15 protein-coding genes are annotated in these 17,758 nt (G+C 72.8%); 7 read left to right on the plus strand and 8 right to left on the minus strand.

The features are described 5' to 3' along the window. Positions 1-130 precede the first annotated feature (130 nt). A complete protein-coding gene (locus JGS22_RS21720; RefSeq protein ID WP_308405836.1) occupies positions 131-1,543 on the minus strand; it encodes a family 2B encapsulin nanocompartment shell protein in 1,413 nt (470 codons plus the stop codon). A 481-nt stretch (positions 1,544-2,024) separates the two neighbouring features. Here JGS22_RS21720 and JGS22_RS21725 point away from each other — a divergent pair, with 481 nt between their 5' ends. Together JGS22_RS21725 and JGS22_RS21730 are read left to right on the plus strand one after the other, a co-directional pair. Then, the gene (locus JGS22_RS21725; protein WP_211039157.1) at positions 2,025-2,627 is read left to right on the plus strand and encodes an Rv1733c family protein; all 603 of its coding nucleotides are present in this window, start codon (positions 2,025-2,027) and stop codon (positions 2,625-2,627) included. A gap of 365 nt (positions 2,628-2,992) precedes the next feature. Next, a complete protein-coding gene (locus JGS22_RS21730) occupies positions 2,993-5,422 on the plus strand; it encodes a right-handed parallel beta-helix repeat-containing protein (protein WP_211039158.1) in 2,430 nt (809 codons plus the stop codon). On the opposite strand, the gene JGS22_RS21735 is transcribed toward JGS22_RS21730, so the two are convergent. Continuing rightward, positions 5,392-7,962 (minus strand): hypothetical protein, encoded by a 2,571-nt coding sequence (locus JGS22_RS21735; RefSeq protein WP_211039159.1) that lies wholly within the window; start codon positions 7,960-7,962, stop codon positions 5,392-5,394. The two genes, JGS22_RS21730 and JGS22_RS21735, sit on opposite strands and share 31 nt — an antisense overlap. Before the next feature lie 174 nt (positions 7,963-8,136). Beyond that, a complete protein-coding gene (locus JGS22_RS21740) occupies positions 8,137-9,231 on the minus strand; it encodes a PLP-dependent cysteine synthase family protein (protein ID WP_211039189.1) in 1,095 nt (364 codons plus the stop codon). A 238-nt stretch (positions 9,232-9,469) separates the two neighbouring features. On the opposite strand from JGS22_RS21740, the gene JGS22_RS21745 reads away from it, so the two are divergent. Beyond that, a complete protein-coding gene (locus tag JGS22_RS21745) occupies positions 9,470-9,760 on the plus strand; it encodes a hypothetical protein (RefSeq protein ID WP_211039160.1) in 291 nt (96 codons plus the stop codon). A 175-nt stretch (positions 9,761-9,935) separates the two neighbouring features. Further along, entirely contained in the window at positions 9,936-10,409 is a 474-nt protein-coding gene (locus JGS22_RS21750; protein ID WP_211039161.1) for an ATP-binding protein, read from the plus strand. Here the strand turns inward: JGS22_RS21750 and JGS22_RS21755 are convergent. The 3 genes from JGS22_RS21755 to JGS22_RS21765 are packed head-to-tail and all read right to left on the minus strand — an operon-like array spanning position 10,399 to position 12,523. After that, positions 10,399-10,782, minus strand: a complete 384-nt coding sequence (locus JGS22_RS21755; protein ID WP_211039162.1) for a PPOX class F420-dependent oxidoreductase — start codon at positions 10,780-10,782, stop codon at positions 10,399-10,401. The two genes, JGS22_RS21750 and JGS22_RS21755, sit on opposite strands and share 11 nt — an antisense overlap. Beyond that, the gene (locus tag JGS22_RS21760) at positions 10,779-11,303 is read right to left on the minus strand and encodes a GNAT family N-acetyltransferase (protein ID WP_211039163.1); all 525 of its coding nucleotides are present in this window, start codon (positions 11,301-11,303) and stop codon (positions 10,779-10,781) included. Before JGS22_RS21760 ends, JGS22_RS21755 begins: the two co-directional genes overlap by 4 nt. Continuing rightward, entirely contained in the window at positions 11,297-12,523 is a 1,227-nt protein-coding gene (locus JGS22_RS21765) for an ROK family protein (RefSeq protein WP_211039164.1), read from the minus strand. The genes JGS22_RS21760 and JGS22_RS21765 overlap by 7 nt, the downstream gene beginning before the upstream one ends. Positions 12,524-12,737: 214 nt before the next feature. Between JGS22_RS21765 and JGS22_RS21770 the strand changes: the two genes are divergently transcribed. Further along, positions 12,738-13,262, plus strand: coding sequence for a DUF4442 domain-containing protein (locus tag JGS22_RS21770; RefSeq protein WP_211039165.1), 525 nt, complete (start codon positions 12,738-12,740; stop codon positions 13,260-13,262). Here JGS22_RS21770 and JGS22_RS21775 read toward each other — a convergent pair. Further along, positions 13,259-13,972, minus strand: coding sequence for a TetR/AcrR family transcriptional regulator (locus JGS22_RS21775; protein WP_211039166.1), 714 nt, complete (start codon positions 13,970-13,972; stop codon positions 13,259-13,261). The two genes, JGS22_RS21770 and JGS22_RS21775, sit on opposite strands and share 4 nt — an antisense overlap. A 122-nt stretch (positions 13,973-14,094) precedes the next feature. Here JGS22_RS21775 and JGS22_RS26870 point away from each other — a divergent pair, with 122 nt between their 5' ends. Further along, the gene (locus JGS22_RS26870) at positions 14,095-14,700 is read left to right on the plus strand and encodes a nitroreductase family deazaflavin-dependent oxidoreductase (RefSeq protein ID WP_211039167.1); all 606 of its coding nucleotides are present in this window, start codon (positions 14,095-14,097) and stop codon (positions 14,698-14,700) included. Between the two features lie 23 nt (positions 14,701-14,723). Here the strand turns inward: JGS22_RS26870 and JGS22_RS21785 are convergent, their stop codons facing one another. Continuing rightward, the gene (locus JGS22_RS21785; RefSeq protein WP_372454334.1) at positions 14,724-16,130 is read right to left on the minus strand and encodes a geranylgeranyl reductase family protein; all 1,407 of its coding nucleotides are present in this window, start codon (positions 16,128-16,130) and stop codon (positions 14,724-14,726) included. A 189-nt stretch (positions 16,131-16,319) separates the two neighbouring features. Between JGS22_RS21785 and JGS22_RS21790 the strand changes: the two genes are divergently transcribed. Next, a complete protein-coding gene (locus tag JGS22_RS21790) occupies positions 16,320-17,690 on the plus strand; it encodes a dipeptidase (protein ID WP_211039168.1) in 1,371 nt (456 codons plus the stop codon). Positions 17,691-17,758 lie beyond the last annotated feature (68 nt).

Genomic DNA, 17,758 nt, shown 5'->3' on the forward strand with positions numbered 1-17,758 from the left:
CCTGTGAGAGGGCCGGGCGGCGAGCCGGTGAGTCCGCGGGCGCCGCCGGGCGGGCCGCGGGGCCGCGATGAACGCCGGGCCGGGCGGAGAACCGTTCGAACCGGTTCTCCGCGCACGCCCCAACGCGGTTTCAGTGACCGACTTCGACGTCCTCCAGAATTCCCAGCGCGTCCGGGACGAGAACCGCGGCGGAGTAGTACGCGCTCACCAGATAACTGATGATGGCCTTCTCGTTGATGCCCATGAAACGCACCGAAAGGCTCGGCTGGTATTCGTCGGGAATTCCGGTGCGGTGGAGTCCTACGACTCCCTGGTTCTTCTCGCCGGTACGCATCGCCATCATCGAGGTGGCACCGGCGGAGGTCACCGGGATCTTGTTGCACGGCAGGATCGGCACACCGCGCCAGGCGGGCGCCCGGTGGCCGTCGAGGTCGACGGAGTCGGGGTAGAGCCCCCGGCTGCTGCACTCCCGGCCGAAGGCGGCGATCGCCTTGGGGTGGGCCAGGACGACGCTCGGCTCCTTCCACACGGTCGCCAGCAGCTCGTCGAGGTCGTCGGGGGTGGGCGGACCGGTGCGGGTGTGCAGCCGCTGACCGAGATCGGCGTTGTGCAGCAGACCGAACTGCCGGTTGTTCACCAGCTCGTGCTCCTGCCGCTCCCGCAACGCCTCGATGGTCAGGCGCAGTTGCTCCTCGACCTGGTTCATCGGCTCGTTGTACAGATCCGCGACCCGCGAATGCACCCGCAGCACCGTCTGCGCCACCGACAACTCGTACTCCCGCGGCGACACGTCGTAATCCACGAACGTACCCGGCAGCTCCAGCTCGCCCTCATGACCGGAGGCGAGCTCGATCTCGCGCTCGCCGCTGGCGTTGCGGGCCTGCGGGATGGCGCTGCGGAAGGCCGCGAGATGCGCGCGCAGGCTGTCCGCGCGATCCAGCACCTCGGTCAGCTGCCCCGTCTCGAGCGTCAGCACGGTGCCGCTGGTGGCGGCCCGCACGGTGCAGTCCCAGGTGCCGGGGTCCTCCTCGGTCAGCCCCGCCTCGCCGAGGTAGTCGCCGTCGGCCAGCACTCCGAGGACCGACTCGCCGTCGTAGAAGCCGGCGGTGGTCTTGGTGAGCTTTCCGTGGGCGACCAGCACGAGCCGGTCGACCGGCCGGCCGGATTCGACGATCACCTCGCCGGGGCCGAAGTCCCGCTGCACGAAGCGGGAGGCGAGCTCCGCCAGCACGGCTTCGTTTTGATAGCCCTTCAGCGCCGGGATCTCGCCGAGCTCGGCCGGGATCACGCGCACCTCGGCGCCGGTGGTGGTGAATTCGATCCGACCGTCGCCGAGAGTGTGGCTCAGCCTGCGGTTGACCCGGAACGTGCCGCCGGAGACCTGCACCCAGGGCAGGACCTTCAGCAGCCAGCGGGAGGAGATCCCCTGCATTTGCGGGGGCGTTTTGGTGGTGGTCGCCAGCTGTCTGGCAGCCGCCGTCGCCAGACTGAGTCGCGGGTGACTCGTATCTCCCGCAGAGGTCGTTTCGACCGGAGCCGTCACGCAGGACACCGCCAATCTTTGTCAGGCACCGAGCAGTTGCCCGGGATGCGCGTTGAAAATAACGAGGGAATTCCGTCCCGTGCAATCACTCGAAAGAGAGACTCAGCGCAAGAATGTGGATTGCGGCATCGGGGTACCCCCCGCCATTTCTCGCCGACTTCCGCACGGAACGTGATAATCGCCCTGCCATCGTCACGTTCAGCTACGCGAAGGGGTGTTGACCGGTCGCCGGGAGCGCCGAAATCACCCTCGTCGCACAGAGGTGCGCGCCCCCGCGCGCAAGGATTCGTCCACAACCGGACAGGGATCGCACGGGACAACTCGCCCCCGGCCCGCTACCGTTCACGTAGTTCCACCGGATACGGGCAGGACGTACGGGCACGAGGTACGGGCAGGTCCCCGGCCCCGCCGGCGGGGCCGGGCGGACGGGCACGTGCGCGCGATGTGGAGAAGCAAGAGAGACAAGAGGAAAGAGGAGCAGGTGTTCCGGGCGATCGTCGGTCTGTGGCGTTGGCGCCGTAGCGCACTGTGCCGCCGTACCGACCGCGCCGAGGGATGGCTCGCCCTGGGAGCGCTGCTCCTCGTGCTGGTGGCCTGCCCCCTGGTGGCCGCCGCCGCCGGCGAGATCGCGCACCGCAAGCTCACCGAGACCGTTCGCTCCCAGCAACTCGCCCACCAGCAGGTCTGGGCCACCGTCGAGAAGGTGCTGCCCCGCCGCCCGGCCGGCGAGGAGTCCGAAGAGCTCTCCCACCAGCAGCAGGTGATGGCCAGTTGGCGCGCCCCGAGCGGCGCACAGCGCGCGGCGCAGGTGACCGTGACGCGCGAGGTCGTGACCGGTGACCGCTTCCGGATCTGGGTGGACATGGCCGGCGCCCTCACCACCCGGCCGATGAGCGCCGCCACCGCCAGTTCGCACGCCGCGCTGGCGGGCGTGGTGATGGGCATCGTGGCCGCGCTGGCCGTGGAGTTGGTCCGCCGGCAGGCGCTGCGGCTGCTGCTGCGTCGGCGGCTGGAGGAGTGGGAGCGGCAGTGGGCCAAGGTCGGCCCGGACTGGGGCCGTTCCTGGCCCGCCGCCTCCAGCTGACCCGTCTGCCGCGCCGCACACCCAACTCCCCCTCGCCCGCGGGACTTTGCACCCGCCACCGCCCCAATCGGGCCTCCCTCGCCGCAGCGCTCCCCCATCGGTCATCCGCCCGCCCCGGTACGCGCTACGGTGGTGCGGCCGGCAGGCGTCGCCACCCACGGCGCCCCGTGAAGACCGCGCCGACCAGGCTCGACGTCCACTGACTCGGCCCGTCCGCGGCTCGCACGGACAGACCGGCACAGGCGCAAGCACGCACAGACCCGTACAGAGCACACACGGAAACACTCAGGCGCGCACGGCGGCGGCGCACGGCAGGCACCGCGGCACGCGCTCGGTTCTCGCAGGAAGTTGGGGCACAGCGGTCCATGGCTCAGGGCTCGGTCCAGGTGACGCATACAGGTACGTCGCGGTGGCGGCGCCGGACAGGCGACTACCCCACGCTCGGGGCCGCGCTGGAGGCCGCGTCCGAGGGGGACGTGCTGACCCTCGCGCCGGGCACCTACAGGGAGAACGTGGTTGTCGAGACCGCCGTCACCCTCCGCGGTCCCGAGCGCTCCGGCGCCGGTTCGGTGCGCATCGCCCCGGACACCGGTGTGCCGCTCACCGTGCGCGCGGGAGCCCGGATCGCCGATCTCCAGATCGAGGGGCAGGACGCAGCCGCCCCCGCGGTGCTGGTGGAGGACTGCGCGGCCGAGCTCGTGGGGCTGCGGGTGGTCACCCGCTCAGCCGCCGGTGTCGAGGTGCGGGCGGGCGCCCGCCCGGTGATACGCGGCTGCACGATCGACAATCCGGGCGGGCTCGGCATCAGCGTCTCGGGCGCCGCGGCCGGGCTCTTCCAGGAGTGCGAGGTGGTGGCCGCGGGCCAGTCCGGCGTCGCGGCGAGCTCCGGGGCCACCCCGAGACTCGAGCGCTGCCGCATCCACCACACCTCCGGCAGCGGGATCTCACTGACCGGCGCGGAGACCTCCCTGGAGGCGCACGGCTGCGAGATCTACGAGATCAAGGGTTCCGGGGTGAGCGCGACGGCCCGCGCCCAGGGGCAGTTGACCGAGTGCCAGATCCACCGGACCACGGGCGACGGTCTGACCCTGGACGCCGACGCGGTGCTCACCCTCACCGACTGCGAGCTGCACGACGTGCCGGAGAACGCCGTCGATCTGCGCTCCAGGGCCATCCTCACGCTGACCAGGACCGCGGTGCGCCGCTTCGGACGCAACGGGCTCTCGGTCTGGGACCCGGGCACCCGCGTCGACGCGCACCACTGCGAGATACAGGACTCCACCGGCGACTATCCGGCGATCTGGATCAGCGACGGCGCCTCCGCCGTGCTGGACAGCTGCCGGGTGCGCGAGGTGCCCGACGCGCTGTTCGTGCTCGACCGCGGCTCCAGGGCCGACGTCGTGGACAGCGATCTGAGCCAGATCCGCGGCACGGCGGTCTCGGTCAGCGACGGCGCGGCCGTCCAGCTCGACGACTGCCGCATCCGGGAGGCGGGCACCGGCGCGTGGTTCCGCGACCACGGCAGTGGCGGCGTACTGGCCGGCTGCGTCGTGGACGCGGTGGCGACCGGCATCATCGTCACCAAGGGCGCCGACCCCGCGGTGGAGCGGTGCACGATCACCGGCGCCGAGGAGGCGGGCGTCTACGTCTCGGCCGAGGGCCGCGGCACCTTCGAGGGCACCCGGGTCACGGGCGCCCGGGGCTTCGGCTTCCACGTCATCGACGGCTGCCGTACGGTCCTGCGGCGCTGCCGCACCGAACGCTGCGGTCGGGGCGGCTTCGAGTTCGCCGAGCCGGGGCCGATCGTGGAGGACTGCGACAGCGACGAGTCGGCGGCCGTCGCCGAGCCGCTCGCCCCCGCGCCGGCGCCCGCGGTCAGCACCGCGGGGCTGCTCACCGCGACCGCGGCGCTCCCTGCCGCCCGACCTGCTGCCCCACCCCCCGCTGCGCCCTCCGGGGAGGCGCGGCCGGAGCCGCAGGAGGCCAGACCGGCCACCGAGGTGCTGGGTCAGCTCGACGCGCTCGTGGGCCTGGAGAGCGTCAAGCGGGAGGTGCGGGCGCTCACCGCGATGATCGAGGTCGGCCGGCGGCGACAGCGCGCGGGGCTCAAGGCAGCCTCCGCCCGTCGCCACCTGGTCTTCACCGGCTCCCCCGGCACCGGCAAGACGACCGTGGGCCGGCTCTACGGGGAGATCCTGCACAGCCTGGGCGTGCTCGAGCACGGCCATCTCGTCGAGGTGTCCCGGGTGGACCTGGTGGGCGAACACATCGGCTCGACCGCCCTGCGCACCCAGGCCGCATTCGACAAGGCACGCGGCGGGGTGCTCTTCATCGACGAGGCGTACGCGCTCTCCCCCGAGGACTCCGGCCGCGACTTCGGACGGGAGGCCATCGACACCCTGGTGAAGCTGATGGAGGACCATCGCGACGAGGTGGTCGTCATCGCCGCCGGCTACACCGAGGAGATGGAGCGCTTCCTGGCCGTCAACCCCGGTGTGGCGTCCCGCTTCTCACGGACCATCACCTTCGGCGACTACGCGGCCGAGGACCTGCTGCGGATCGTCGAGCAGCAGGCCGAGGAGCACGAGTACCACCTCGCCGACGGCACCGAGGAGGCCGTGCTCAAGCACTTCACGACCATGGAACGCGGTCCCTCCTTCGGCAACGGCCGCACCGCGCGCCAGACCTTCGAGGCGATGGTCGAGCGGCACGCGGGCCGGGTCGCGCAGGTGGAGGACCCGAGCACCGACGATCTGACGCTGCTCTACTCCGAGGATCTGCCCGCCCTGCCCTGACCGGGGATCCGGTCCGTGTCGACCGCGGTCGCCGTACCGCCATCCCCGCCCTTCGCCGGGCCGCCGTCCCTGCCCTTCGCCGGGCCGCCGTCCGTCGCCGGGCCGCTGCCGCCCGCAGGCTCGCCCGCGCCGGCCGCTCCCGTGTCCGTCGGGCCGCCGTCCGTCGCCGGGCTCTTCGGCCCGGCCCCCCGGACGCGTTCGCGGGGCCGGGCGACGCTCGCCAGCAGCGTGTCGCGCTCCTCGTCGAAGGCCGGGTCGGCGTGGTAGTCGGCGTGGCCGAGGATCGGCGAGGGCAGCGGGTGGCGCAGCGTGCGCCCGTACGTCAACGGGTCCTTCAGCGGGCCGCGGTCGACCTCGCCGGTGTACGTGGTGGGCGGTGAGTCGGTGTCGACGCGCGGCCCGTCGGCGTAGACCTTCACCGGGCCGCCGATCGGATCGGTCAGCCGCCACAGGTTCCGCCAGCCCTCCACCTCGCGGTGCAGCGCGTGCAGGGCGGTCGGCCCGAAGCTCTGCGGGAACCAGCGCCCGTACAGACGCTCCAGCGGGGAGCCGTGGGTGAGCAGCGCGACCCTGCTGCGGGTCGCCGGGTCCAGCTGCCACACCGCGGCGGCGGCGAGCACACTGCCCTGCGAGTGGCCCGACAGCACGAGCCGGCCGCCGGTCAGCTCGGTCCAGGTGCCGATCCGCCAGCTGAGGTCGGGCACGGCGCGCTCTGCGTAGCAGGGCGGCGCGAAGGGGTGGGCGCCGCGCGGCCAGAAGGTGCCCACGTCCCAGAGGATGCCGACGGTGCGGCGCGCGCCGGGGTCCCGGTACGCCTGGCGGCCCATGGCGACCAGGAGTATGACCAGGGCGCCCATCAGCCAGGAGCCGACGCCCTCGGCGAGTGCGCCGAGGGCGGGCAGCGGCGCAGGGGCGCCGACGGATGCCTGCCCGGGTGACTGACCGCTGATCAGCGCTCCGGCGACCGCGCCCGCTCCGAGGACCAGCGACAGGACGGTGATGGCGCCGATGAGCACCGGGGTGGAGTCGGTCAGTCCGGCGCGGGAGATGGTGCTCGCGATCTGCCCGCTGCGGGTGGGGAGTTCGGTGGTCTCGCCGGGGTAGCCGTCGACGATGCCGGGCGTCAGACGTTTGCGCAGCCGCATCACCCGTACCGCGGAGACGAGCACGAACACCACGGCGGACAGCAGCACCAGCGGGATGACGGCCGCCTGCCAGACGAGCACCACGGGCGGCCCGGCGATCAGTTCGGAGTCGCCGACGGTCGATCCGGTGGCCAGCCACTCCGAGATCCGCTGCGCCAGCCCGCCGGTGAGGACCTGGCCGATGCCGCAGCCGATCAGCGCGACGCCGACACCGCCCAGACCCGCCATCGCGCTGCGGTCGGCCGGGCGGGCCGCACGGTTGAGCACGAGCGCGGTGCCGGCAAGCGCGGTGAGCAGCGCGCCCTGGACCAGTGCGAGCGAGGAGAAGATGCCGGAGCCCGGCAGTGCGCCGGCGGACTCCCAGCCCGGCCGGTCCCAGGCGGCGTGCGCCACAGTCAGGGCGAGCAGCGCGAGCGCGGAGCAGGGCAGCAGCCGGGTGACCGCCGGGTCGAGGTGTTCGTCGGCTTCCTTCTCGGTGCGCCCGCGCCGCACCACCGCCAGTACCGCGGCGCACCACAGCCCGGCGCAGAGCACGAGCAGCACCTGACCGATCAGGGCCCGGGCACCGCCCGCGTCCGCGTCGTAGTGCCGGGTGGCCAGGGACAGTGCGGTGGCGATGGTCAGCAGACCGGCGGTGGTGTGTGCCGCACGCAGCCGGGAGACGAGCCGGCGGCCGTACCAGAAGCCGGGGAGGCTCAACGGCGGGGGCTCCTCGCCCGGTTCGGTGTGCACGGTGCCCGGGCGGCGCGGCGGCGGCGAGGCCGATTCGTAGGCGCTCCAGGTGCGGTGCGAGAGCCACCACAGCAGCAGGGTGACAAGCAGCGGCAGCAGGGTCGCCAGTGCCAGCCTGCGGCCGGGCAGGCTCCACCAGCCCTCCCCGGAGACGGCCATGAAGGAGAGCCAGGAGGACCCCTCTGCGCAGGCCGCCGAGCCGGCGCACTGCCAGGCGACGAGGTCGAGCGCCAGCTCGCAGACTGCGGCGGTGAGCAGCACGGTCAGGCTGAACGCGAGGAGCCTGGCGATCGCGGAGTAGAGGCGCTGCGCGGGGTGTCGCAGCGGGGCGGCCGGGCGCATCCAGTACGCGAGATTCGCGATCATGAACGGCAGCAGCACCAGCCACAGGGCGCGCGCACCGTTGCCCGAGGTCAGGCCGGACCAGCAGTACGCCTCGCGGATCGGCCCGTCGCGGTAGTCCTCGGGGCGCTCCTCGGCGTCCTCGTCGTCCGCCCTGCGGTGGATGCCCGCGGTGGCGTCGCCGGTGACCAGGACGGTGCGCGGATCGTCCAGCACGTCCTGCGGAGTGGCCCCGCCGACCCCGTGCACCATGAGCTCCAGCGCGGGGGCGGTCTGCTGCTTGTCCATGGTCTCCCCGTGTGTCGCTCCCGGTGGGGACATGCGTCAACCCTCCCCCGCATCATGGCAGTTGGCGACGGCCGGGCAACAGGAGGCGTCCGGGCGAGTTGCCGGACCGCGACGCCGGGGGCCCGACCCGCGGACGCCCGAAGGGGGTTGACGGGACGTCAGCCGACGCCTGGACGATCGGCTGCACGGGAAGGGGCCGACGCGGAGTCAGTGCCAGTGGGAGGTGGCCAGGAAGTGGTCGATCGCCTCGGAGTAGGGGGCGATGTCGAGGCCCTGCTCCGCGAGCCAGTCGTCCGAGTAGTACTTGTCCAGGTAGCGCTCGCCCGGGTCGCACAGCAGCGTGACCACCGAGCCCCTGCGCCCCTCGGCGACCATCTCGCCGACGATCCGCAGCGCGCTCCACAGTCCCGTGCCGGTCGAACCGCCTGCCTGGCGGCCGATCGCCCGCTCCAGGGTGCGCACCGCCGCGATGCTGGCGGCGTCCGGCACCCGCATCATGCGGTCGATGGCGCCGGGGACGAAGCTCGGCTCCATGCGGGGGCGGCCGATACCCTCGATGCGGGAGCCGCGGTCGCTGACTACGTCGGCGTCGTTCTTCAGCCAGCCGTCGAAGAAGCAGGAGTTCTCCGGGTCGGGGACGCAGACGCGGGTGTCGTACTGCATGTAGTGGACGTAGCGGGCGATGGTCGCGGAGGTGCCGCCGGTCCCCGCGGCGGCCACGATCCAGGCCGGCTCGGGGTAGCGCTCCAGACGCATCTGCTGGTAGATCGACTCGGCGATGTTGTTGTTGCCCCGCCAGTCGGTGGCGCGCTCGGCGTAGGTGAACTGGTCCATGTAGTGCCCGCCGGTCTCCTCGGCCAGACGCTGGGAGACTTCGTAGACGGTGCCCGGATCGTCCACGAGGTGGCAGCTGCCGCCGTGGAACTCGATCAGCCGGGTCTTCTCGCTGCTGGTGGTCCGCGGCATGACGGCGATGAACGGCACGCCGATCAGTCCCGCGAAGTACGCCTCCGAGACGGCCGTGGAACCGCTGGACGCCTCGATGACGGGCTTGCCCGGCCGGATCCAGCCGTTGCACAGGCCGTAGAGGAACAGGGAGCGGGCGAGGCGGTGCTTGAGGCTGCCGGTCGGGTGGGTCGACTCGTCCTTGAGGTAGAGGTCGATGCCCCACTCCTCGGGCAGCGGGAAGAGCAGCAGGTGGGTGTCCGCGCTGCGGTTGGAGTCCGCCTGGACCTTGCGCACGGACTCCTTGAGCCAGTGCCGGTAGGCGTTGTCGCTGCGGTCCACGTCGACTGTGGCCATCGGGGCGGGGGTGGTGCCGCAGGGCCGGTGCTCGCTGTTGGTCACCGGCCAATCGTATGGGGGCACCCTGGCCTGGCGTCCGGATAGGGTGCAGACTGCAGAAGGACGCTTGCCGCGGGAGCGGCGGGGAGGGCGGTGGGCCATGACGGAGCCGGATTTCGAGCTGACCGGAGTGCGAGTCGGACGACGGTGGCGCTCTGTTACCAGAGCGGGTCAAGTCCTTGTACAGGACGGCCGGTTGACACTTCTGACGAGTTACGGCCGGGAGATCGCGAGCGCCTCCGTCGATCAGGTGCGACTGAGCGGCCCGGTGCCGCTGAGTCGGGATCTGACCTTCGCCTCCTTGGACGGCGAGCGGTATTCGCTGCGGCTGGACACCCCGGCGCACGAGCGGCTGGACCACGCCCTCGGGGACGCGCGGGAGCAGGCCGCCAAGGTGCGCGAGGCCGCCGGCCGCCAGTCACAGTCGGTGACGACGCGCGAGCGGTCCACCCGCCTCGCCTCGGACAGGCGCACGGTCTCCACCTGAGGTCGACCGACCCGGAGCCGGCCTCTCGCCCTGCCCGCCTGCGGTGATTTCCGGTGGATTTGCGCGGCTGTGTGTCGTGAATCACTCTTGAGGCCGGGACACTTTCCCCCTTCCGCCGCCGGCGGTCGGGAGCGTCCCCCGCGCATGTCGCCCCCGGCCTCAGGGAGTCGCAGCCGTGATCAGTCATCCTTCTTCCAGCAGGCACTGCGCGGTGGAGTTCCAGGCGCTGCCTTCCCGCATCGGTCAGGTGCGGCGCATCATCTCCTCCCAGCTGCACAGCTGGAAGGTGGATCCGCTGATCGACAGCGCCGCACTCGCGGTGACCGAGCTGCTGGCCAACGTCCACCGGCACACCGGCCCCGACAAGCACTGCACCGTCGAACTCGTGCTGCTGTGGGACCGGTTGACAGTCTCGGTGCGGGATCACGACCCGCGCCTGCCGGAGCTTCGGACCTCCGGCACCTGGGCGACCAGTGGTCGCGGGCTGGCGCTGGTGGCAGCGCTGAGCACCAGCTGGGGCGTCCGGGTTCAGCGCGGCGGACGGGGCAAGGTCGTCTGGTTCACGCTGCCCGCACCGGTCGGCGGGCCGGCGGCGGGTGCCGCGCCGACGCGTGCCGCCGGGCGCGGGGAGCCCGAGCTCACAGGCTGACCGCGATGCCCACATGGGGCCGCTTGCCGAGGCGCAGCAGCGCGCCTCCGCTGTCGGTGAGCCAGAACTGCCAGCCGTAACGGGCCTTCAACGCCCGCCGCACGCGGTCGAGTTCGCCCTCGCCGGTCATCAGCCGGGCGGTTCCCTCCGCCTCCGCCGCGCCTTCGGCGACCTTTCCGCGCACATCGCACGCGACGACTCGTACCCGCTGGTCGTGCCGGAGGCGCTTGACCTTCCAGGAGTCCTCGCGGGTCCACACCAGCAGCTCCCCCTCGTCCTCGACCGCCCACACCGGGGTGGCGACCGCGGTGCCGTCCTTGCGATAGGTGGTCAGGCTGACGTAGCGGCTGCGGCTGAGCTCTGCGGGGATCATGCCTTCAAGGCTACGTGCGGGCGGGGGAGTCCGGTGCGCAGCATGCACAACCGGGGCCAGCGGTCCAGGCCGAGCCTGCGCTCGACCGTCCTGATGTGCCGCAGTCCGGGCGTGAGTTGGTCCTCCGGCAGCTCGCGGAAACCGAGCCTGCGGTAGTACGGGGCGTTCCACGGCACGTCGGCGAAAGTGGTCAGCGTCTGGTCGCCGCCGCCGTGGGCCAGTGCCGCGTGGTCGATCAGAGCCCGCCCGATCCCCCGCCGCGCCCAGCGGGGCCGTACGGAGACCTGCTCGACATGGGTGCGGCCGTCCACAGGGGCGGCGAGCAGATAGCCGACGAGCTCGTCCCCCCGCTGAGCCACCCACAGCGCGCCGTTCCTGCGGTAGCTCTCCAGATCGTCCAGCGTCAACGGTTCGTCGTCGGCGACGGCGTCCATCCCCAGCTCCCGGAAGGGCTCGCCGGCCGCTCGTTCGATGTCCTGGCACGTCGCCATCTCCTCGGCGCGTCCGGGGCGGATCAGCATGGCACGTCCTCCTGCAGTACCAACGGGTCGTCAAGTACAGGCTGCCAGGCCAACTCGGCCGCGCCCACCAGGCTGTTGTGGTCCAGAGTGCAGCTGAGCAGCGGCACCGCGCCGCCGCGCCGCCAGAGGCTGCGTTCCGCGACGACCTCCCGCAGCCGCTCCTCGTCCACGCGCAGCAGTTCGCGGTGGAGCCCGCCGAGGATGATGCGGTCGGGGTCCAGGATGTTGACCAGACCGGCCAGGCCCAGACCGAGCAGGTCGATGAGCCGGTGCGCCGCGGCGCGGACGCTCTCGTCCGACTCGTAGGCACCGCGCAACAGTTCGGTCGACTGGTGCAGCAGGGAGCTCTCGGGTCCCGGCGTGCGCCCGGCCGCCTCGAGGAAGGCCAGCGGGTCGGTCTCCACATCCAGGCAGCCGCGCGAGCCGCAGTGGCAGCGCCGGCCCTGCGGCTCCACCACGAGGTGGCCGACCTCCAGTGCGAGGCCGGAGCTGCCGCTGTGCAGCCGGCCGCCCTGGACGAGCGCGCCGCCCACCCCGCGGTGGCCGGTGGCCACGCACAGCAGGTGCCGGGAGCCCCGTCCGGCGCCGTGCCGGTGCTCCGCCAGCGCCCCGAGGTTGACGTCGTTGCCGGTGAAGCCGGTCTCGGTGGGTGCGCGTACGCCCGCCTCGGCCAGGCAGTCGCGGAAGATGCCGCGCACCGGCGCACCCACCGGCCAGGCCAGGTGCAGCGGGTTGAGCGCGGTGCCGTCCGGCTCGGCGACCGCGGAGGGCACCGCAAGCCCGGCGCCGACGCAGCGGCGGCCGGTCCCGGCGAGGAGACCGGCGCCCGCCGCGACTGCCTCGCCGATGACCTGCGCAGGGTCCGCGTCGACCGTTCCGCAGCCGGGCGTGGTGGCGACGACCTGCCCGCCGAGGCCGACCAGCGCCGCCCGGTACCCGTCCGCGTGGACCTGTGCGGCCAGCACGACGGGGCCGTCCGGCGCGATGCCGAGCCGGTGGGACGGCCGCCCCTGGGAGGCGGCGCCAGTGGTCGGACTCGCGTCCACCGTGATCAGCCCCAGGTGCTGCAACTCCGCCGCGACCGCGCCGGCGGTGGCACGGGTGACCCCGAGCTCCGCGGTGAGCACCGCGCGCGTGGGAGCCCGCCCGGTGTGTACGAGCTCCAGTGCGGGGCCGAGAGCGCTGCGACCTCTTTCCGGCCTGGTACGAATCTGGGTCACGTCCTCATTCTCGCTTTGTGTGGGAGGGGAACAAAATACGGCACCGCTCGTCCTTCCGGGACGCCATCGGGGAGTTGACCCCGACAGCCCCTTCCGGCGCCGCACACGACGCTTCGCGTGTGACGGCGTCCGCAACCACGCAGGGCGCACCGGCCGATGAGAGCCTGGTCACGGACGCATTACTCACGAGTAGCATGTCTGGTAGCTTCGCGCCATGGCCCGTCGTATCAGTCCCCAGACCCTTCGCCGCGGCATGCGCTGGTGGCCCCCGTACCTCTTCGCCGGCATCAAGGTGCTGCACATCGCCGACGACTGGAGCAGCGCGCGTGTGCGGCTGCGCCTGGGCCGCACCAACCGCAACTACTTCGGCACCCACTTCGGCGGATCGCTCTTCTCGATGAGCGATCCCTTCTGGGCCCTGCTGGCCGTCTCCGCCCTGGGCAAGGACTACATCGTCTGGGACAAGGCCGCCGAGATCGACTTCGTCTCCCCCGGACGCGGCGACGTCTTCGCCGAATTCTCGCTGAGCGAGCGGCAGTTGACGGAGATCCGGGAGGCGACCGCGGACGGCTCCAAGGCGCTCCCCTGGTTCGAGAACGAGGTCGTCGCCGCCGACGGCACGGTGGTGGCACGAGTGCGCAAGCAGCTGTACGTGCGCCGCAAGCGCTCCGCCGCGACGCCCGGCACCGAGAAGCCGGCCGAGCGGCGCGACGAGCGGGCGCCGGCCACCGAGGGCTAGGAGCGCGCCGACCGTTCGCCGAACAGCCCCAGAGTGGCGGCCAGTTGGTCCACAGCGTGGTCGAAGTACGTCTCGCGCCGCTCGATCACACCGCGCAGCTGACCGAAGACCTCGAAGCCGATGAGCCCGAACAGCTGCGGCCACACCACCAGCGAACGCGCCAGGACGGCAGCGGGCAGTTCGAGCCCGATCCGAGCCCTCACCTCCCGCGCGTCGGCGAGGAGTTCGGCGGGCGGGCCGTCGACGGGCTCGGCGCAGTCACCGGCCGCCACCGCGTCGGCGACCACTCCGAACAGCGCCATCGCGATCCGCGAGGCCGCCTCGGTCGTACGGTCGGGTGCGGCGTAACCGGGCACGGGCGAGCCGTACACCAGGGCGTACTCGTGCGGATGCGCCAGCGCCCAGCGGCGCAGCGCCCGGCAGACCTCCCGCCAGCGCACCGACGGGGCCGACCCCTCGGAGTCCGAGGCCGCGGCCTCGGCGACCGCCCCCGCCGCGCTGTAGGCGTCCACGATGAGAGCGGTCAGCAGCTCGTCACGGCCGGGGAAGTAGCGGTAGAGCGCCGAGGACACCATCCCCAACTCCCGGGCGACCGCGCGCAACGAGAGTCGCGCCGCTCCTTCCTCGGCGAGCTGGCGCCGCGCTTCCTCCTTGATCGCCGCCGTCACTTCCGCCCTCGCGCGGCTGCGCGCTCCCTCGATCCCGACCATCGCCACAGTCTGCCCGAAGCAGAGCACCGAACCAATGCGAGAGCACTGCTCTTGTTTTTCCGTCGACCGAGGTGAACACTGGACCACAACGAGAGCACTGCTCACGAAACGGAGCTCTGATCATGCCCTCCACCCATGCCCTGACCCCCGGACGCCTCACCCGCCGCGTCCTCAACCCCTTCGTGATGTGGCTCAACCGCCGCGGCCTGAGCCTGCACGGCGCCCACACGCTGGCCGTTCGCGGACGGGCCAGCGGCGCCCTGCGCCACGCCCCGGTCAACCCCCTGGAGTTGGACGGCCGCACCTACCTGGTCGCACCGCGCGGACACGTCCAGTGGACCCACAACCTGCGCGCGGCCGGAACTGCTGAGCTGCGGCTGGGCAAGCGGGTCCGGCCCTTCTCGGCGGTCGAGTTGGCCGACCGGGAGAAGCCGCGGGTGCTGCGCGCCTACGCCCGCCGCTGGTCGGAGGTCGGCCGGTACTTCTCCGAGCTCGGGGTGGGGCGGGACGCCACGCTTCCGCAGTGGCGGGAGACCGCGGAGCACTTCCCGGTCTTCGCCCTCACCTTCCACTCCCCCGCGGGGGGGGGGACCGGCACGGGCGCCAGGGACGCCGCGGAGAGCGGGGACGCCGCGGGTTCCGGCGAGAGAGCGGGCGGCGCCGACGGGCAGGCGACGTTCGACCCCGTACGCGCCGGCGGACCGGAGCCGGGCGCCGGACGCCCCTGACCGGCGGCGGGCCCGCGCGCCGCTCAGCCCCTGCGGTCCAGCGCCTCCAGCGCGCGCCGTGCCAGCGGCTGTGTGCGCACGATCTCCGCGAACGTCGTCGAGCCTCGTACCACCCTGGTGAAGGCGCGCCAGGCCGGCGGGAGTGAGGTCAGCGCGGTGTGCATCGCGCGCGGGTGGCGTGCGAAAACCTGGTGGAGCCTGCGGCCCACGCTCATCTCCGCCCCGAGGTCGGAGCGGACCGCGTGCGCGTAGCCCAGCGCCTGGCGGCGGCTGTCCACGGCGTCGCCCGACTCCGCGACGCGCACCGCCCACTCCCCGGCCAGCCGGCCCGAGCGCAGCGCGAAGGAGATTCCCTCCCTGGTCCAGGGCTCCAGCAGTCCCGCGGCGTCCCCGCACACCAGCACCCGGCCCCGGCTGAGCGGCGAGTCCTCGGCCCGGCAGCGGGTGAGGTGGCCGGAGGAGACGCTCGGCTCGAAACCCGCGAGTCCCAGGCGCCCGACGAAGTCCTCCAAGTACCGCTTGGTGCGGGCGCCTTCGCCCCGAGCGGCGATCACACCGACGGTCAGCGTGTCGCCCTTGGGGAACACCCAGCCGTAGGAACCGGGCAGCGGCCCCCAGTCCAGCAGCACCCGGCCCGCCCAGTCCTCGGCCACGGTGGGGGGCACCGGGATCTCCACCTCCAGGCCGAGATCCACCTGGTCCATCCGCACTCCGACGTGCGCGCCGATACGGCTCGCGCTGCCGTCCGCGCCGACCACCGCGTGGGCCAGCACCGACTCCCCACCGGAGAGCACCACCGCGACGGTGCGGCGATCCGGCACCGCCGGCCCGTGCTGCTCCACTCGCGACACCGTGGCGCCGGTGCGCAGTCGGGCCCCGGCCCGCTCGGCCGCAGCCACCAGCGCGTGGTCGAACTCGGGCCTGTTGACCAGGCCGAACAGCGTGTTCTTGGACTTGCGGGTACGGGTGAGCCGGCCGCCGAGGGTGAAGGTGACGGCGTTGATCCGGTCGCGCAGGGGCAGTTCGAAGCCGGGCGGCAGCGCGTCCCTGGAGGGCCCGATGATGCCTCCGCCGCAGGTCTTGTAGCGCGGCAGCTCTGCCTTCTCCAGCAGGAGGACCCGACGTCCCGCCACCGCTGCGGCGTAGGCGGCGGACGCGCCGGCCGGGCCGGCGCCGACCACCACCACGTCCCACACCGGCGTCCGCTCCTCGTCGGCGTCCTCCGGGGTCTCGGCGTCCTCCCGGGTCTCGGCGTCCCGGGACCGCTCGGGGCCCCCGCTGGTCCCGGACTCCCGGGATTCCTCCGGTTGTTCGGCGCCGGTCGGCCCCTCGCCGTCGCGCATCCCAGCGCCGTCGCCGGCCCCGCCGGCGCTCCCGGCGCCGCCGCTGTTCGCGAACTCCTCGCCGTTCTCGGTGTTCTCGCCGCTCACAGTCCCCACTTGCTCCCGCCGTCACGGCCGTCCCATGATCACGGAACGGCCCAGTGCCGCATCCTACGGCCCGGGGTCGCACAACTGTCCCGTGGGAGGATCGACCCGGTCCGCAGCCGTCGCCGGACCGGCCGCAGCTGCGGTGATCCCGCACACCGGCCCAACGCCACACACCTCCAGGAGCGTTCCATGGCGCACGAAACGGCGCACACCGCGCTTGCGCGCACCGTCGCCGATCTGCTGCCGCAGGCACGGACCGAGCTCGCCGAGCTCGTCGGGTTCGCGTCGGTGGCCGACGAGACCCAGTTCCCCAAGAGCGAGTGCGAGGCCGCCGCCTCCTGGATCGTCGAGGCACTGCGCACCGAGGGCTTCACCGAGGTCGAGACGCTGGAGACCCCGGACGGCACCCAGTCCGTCTACGGCCTCCTGCCGGGGCCGGCCGGAGCGCCGACCGTACTGCTCTACGCGCACTACGACGTCCAGCCGCCGCTGGACGAGGAGGCCTGGCTCTCCCCGCCGTTCACCCTCACCGAACGCGACGGCCGCTGGTACGGGCGCGGCGCCGCCGACTGCAAGGGCGGGCTGATCATGCATCTGCTCGCGCTGCGGGCGCTGCGCGCCAACGGCGGTGTCCCGGTCACCGTCAAGGTCATCGTCGAGGGTTCCGAGGAGCAGGCCACCAGCGGTCTGGAGGAGTACGCGCAGGCGCACCCCGAGCTACTGAGGGCCGACACGATCGTCATCGGCGACTCGGGCAACTTCCGCGCCGGACTTCCCACCGTGACCAGCGTGCTGCGCGGAATGACCGTGCTGCGGCTGAAGGTGGACACCCTCGCGGGCAATCTGCACTCGGGCCAGTTCGGCGGCGCCGCCCCGGACGCGCTCGCCGCGCTGATCCGCACCCTGGGTTCGCTGCACGCCGAGGACGGCACCAGCACCGTCGACGGACTCGCCCGTGACACGGTCTGGGACGGACTCCAGTACGACGAGGAGCAGTTCCGCGCGGACGCGAAGGTGCTGGACGGTGTCGAGCTGGTCGGCGGCGGCACGGTGGCCGACCGCATCTGGGCCCGCCCCTCGGTGACCGTCCTCGGCATCGACTGCCCGCCGATCGTCGGCGCCACGCCCTCGGTGCAGGCCTCGGCCGCGGCACTGGTGAGCCTGCGGGTACCGCCCGGGCTCGACGCCACCGAGGCGACCGAACGCCTCGCCGCCCACCTGAGCGCGCATGTGCCCTGGGGCGCGCGGGCGGAGATCGAACAGCAGGGCCAGGGCCAGCCGTTCCGTGCCGACACCGGCAGTCCGGCGTACACCGCGATGGCCTCCGCGATGCGCGAGGCGTACGACGGGGTGGAGATGGCCGTCGCCGGCCAGGGCGGCTCCATCCCGCTGTGCAACACGCTCGCCGCGCTCTACCCCGAGGCGGAGATCCTGCTGACCGGCCTGAGCGAACCGCAGGCGCAGATCCACGCCGTCAACGAGAGCGTCAGCCCGGAGGAGTTGGAACGGATGTCGATCGCCGAAGCGCTCTTCCTCCAGCATCTGGCCGCCCGGGCCTGACACGGCCGCCGGCCTCTCGCCGCACTCCGCTCCGCGCCGACAGCGCCGCTTCGGTGCCGCTCGGTGCC

This window comes from Streptomyces tardus (assembly GCF_018101125.2).
GTDB classification, from domain to species: Bacteria; Actinomycetota; Actinomycetes; order Streptomycetales; family Streptomycetaceae; genus Streptomyces; species Streptomyces tardus.

Coding starts and splice junctions, on each gene's coding strand:
- JGS22_RS21740 (WP_211039189.1), bottom strand. CDS start 9,231: ATGGCCACAGTCGACGTGGACCGCAGCGACAACGCCTACCGGCACTGG.
- JGS22_RS21735 (WP_211039159.1), bottom strand. CDS start 7,962: ATGTCCCCACCGGGAGCGACACACGGGGAGACCATGGACAAGCAGCAG.
- JGS22_RS21775 (WP_211039166.1), bottom strand. CDS start 13,972: ATGGTCGGGATCGAGGGAGCGCGCAGCCGCGCGAGGGCGGAAGTGACG.
- JGS22_RS21755 (WP_211039162.1), bottom strand. CDS start 10,782: ATGATCCCCGCAGAGCTCAGCCGCAGCCGCTACGTCAGCCTGACCACC.
- JGS22_RS21770 (WP_211039165.1), top strand. CDS start 12,738: ATGGCCCGTCGTATCAGTCCCCAGACCCTTCGCCGCGGCATGCGCTGG.
- JGS22_RS21760 (WP_211039163.1), bottom strand. CDS start 11,303: ATGCTGATCCGCCCCGGACGCGCCGAGGAGATGGCGACGTGCCAGGAC.
- JGS22_RS21730 (WP_211039158.1), top strand. CDS start 2,993: ATGGCTCAGGGCTCGGTCCAGGTGACGCATACAGGTACGTCGCGGTGG.
- JGS22_RS26870 (WP_211039167.1), top strand. CDS start 14,095: ATGCCCTCCACCCATGCCCTGACCCCCGGACGCCTCACCCGCCGCGTC.
- JGS22_RS21790 (WP_211039168.1), top strand. CDS start 16,320: ATGGCGCACGAAACGGCGCACACCGCGCTTGCGCGCACCGTCGCCGAT.